The 2257-nt window shown below is 45.9% G+C and carries 2 protein-coding genes; both read left to right on the forward strand.

Going from position 1 to position 2257, the window contains the following annotated elements:
• Positions 1-111 (forward strand): IS1 family transposase (locus tag ACJHXA_RS23715; protein WP_001691633.1); only part of this gene is annotated, 111 nt, incomplete at its 5' end.
• 221 nt (positions 112-332) lie between these two features.
• Complete coding sequence (locus ACJHXA_RS23720; protein ID WP_021554229.1) at positions 333-1832, forward strand: phosphoethanolamine transferase; 1500 nt, start codon at positions 333-335, stop codon at positions 1830-1832.
• Positions 1833-2257 lie beyond the last annotated feature (425 nt).

The following is a 2257-nucleotide window of genomic DNA, read 5'->3' on the forward strand; positions in this document are numbered from 1 at the left end:
CTGAGGCAGCACCTGGCACGGCTGGGACGGAAGTCGCTGTCGTTCTCAAAATCGGTGGAGCTGCATGACAAAGTCATCGGGCATTATCTGAACATAAAACACTATCAATAAGTTGGAGTCATTACCGACATCCTGCTTGGTGTGACTTATAACTTCTGACGACACTGCTCCTGAACGATAATACGTATATTTAGCAATTAAGATAATTGCGTATCTTCTGCAATTAAACAGAAATACCCTGCAGTCTATTACTGCAGGGTTATCTGTTTCACAGATAATTTCTGATTTTTATTATCCTGTTCTCTTCATCATAATGTTGTCGATATACTCCGATGAATATCAGAAAACTGTTTTGTCCGGGAAACACACCCCGGATTTTATTGTTTTTATTCTTTTTTGTTGTTTCTGCAATAACCACAATTGCATGCGGATACACTGAGAAGAATGCCACAGGAAATGTGCTGCTTCTGTTTCTCCTTCTTCTCCTTGCACACAGAAATACCCTCACATCCATTACAGCGCTGTTATTTCTGTTCTGTTGTGCACTGTATGCGCCTGCGGGTATGACGTACGGTAAAATCAACAACAGTTTTATTGTCGCGTTGCTGCAGACCACGGCTGATGAGGCTGCAGAGTTTACCGGGATGATTCCTGTTTATCATTTTCTGGTCAGTGCCGCGATTCTGGTATTCATGGTGATTTTCTGGCGGACACACCACCGCGGTCACCGTAACTGGCTGGCACTGCTGCTATTCGTATTATGCTCTGTAAACAGCTGGCCGTTGCGGATGGTTAAAGGAACTGTTGTGGGGACAACTGACACATTGCGTGAAATGCAGCGTTATAAACAACTGAGTCAGCACGGGGCTGATAACTGGAAAATCCTGCCGGGTGTGCCGTTGTATGACACGATTGTTATCGTTACTGGTGAGAGTGTGCGCAGGGATTATATGTCGGTATATGGCTATCCCGTGCCAACCACGCCGTGGCTGAATACTGCTCCCGGTTTATTTATTGACGGCTATACATCGACAGCAGCCAGTACCGTACCTTCCCTGAGCCGGACACTGATTTATGACTATGAGCAGAACCCTGACTCCGGCAACAACGTGGTGGCGCTGGCAGCAAAAGCAGGATACAGCACATGGTGGATATCCAATCAGGGAAAACTGGGAGAGCATGACACACGCATCTCTGTTATTGCTTCTGATGCGGAGCATACCGTTTTCCTCAAGAAAGGCAGCTTCGCTTCCCGTAAAACGGATGACATGTTGTTGTTACAGGAAACAGAACGTGCGCTGGCGGATAAATCCTCGCCGAAGGTGATTTTCCTGCACATGATTGGCTCTCATCCGAATCCGTGTGACCGACTTAACTCCTGGCCGAATTATTACCTGGAGCAGTATCCCCGAAAGATTGCCTGTTACCTCGCCAGCATCAGTAAACTGGATAACTTTCTCGGTCAGCTTGATGGTATCCTTCGCCGGCATTCCCGTCACTTTGCAATGCTTTACTTTTCTGACCATGGGCTGTCGGTCAGCGACAGTGCTAATCCTGTTCATCATGATGGTCATGTGCAGGGGGGCTACAGCGTTCCCCTGATTATTACCGCCAGTGACATCACGTCTCATCAGTCCGTCAGCAGGAAAATCAATGCCCGTAATTTCGCAGGCATTTTTCAGTGGCTGACCGGTATTCGTACCGAAAATATAACGCCATTCAATCCGCTGACAGACGAAGATAATGAACCCGTTATGGTTTTTAACGGAGAGAAAAATGTGCCGGCAGACAGTCTGAAACCGCAGCCACTTATTCTTCCGGACCACAGGTAATCATATATGGCAAACTGTAATACAGTCTCTTGTACTGAAAAGGATTCTGTATAGAATAGAACCTGTATTCATATCAGCACAAGGGACCACCAAATCCCGGCAACATTCCTTACGTCAGTTATCCCGCATCACCCTGTGGGTGCGGGATTTTTTATGATGTTTCTTTTTATTGAATATATATAAATAACGAATAACTGCGGATTCTGATAATCCACCTGCAGGGAGCAATCCGGTAAACATTTAATACATCAGTTAATATCGTTTTGCCTTTTTAACAAAGAAAATATTCATGGAGTAAGTGGATTTGCCCCTATATTTCCAGACACCTGTTATCACTTAACCCATTACTGGCCTGCTGCCGCAGATATTCCCGTGGCGAGCGATAACCCAGTGCACTATGCGGGTGCCATTCGTTATAATGCTCG

It is taken from the genome of Escherichia sp. WS33, from assembly GCF_046486385.1.
Classification (GTDB): Bacteria; Pseudomonadota; Gammaproteobacteria; order Enterobacterales; family Enterobacteriaceae; genus ECMA0423.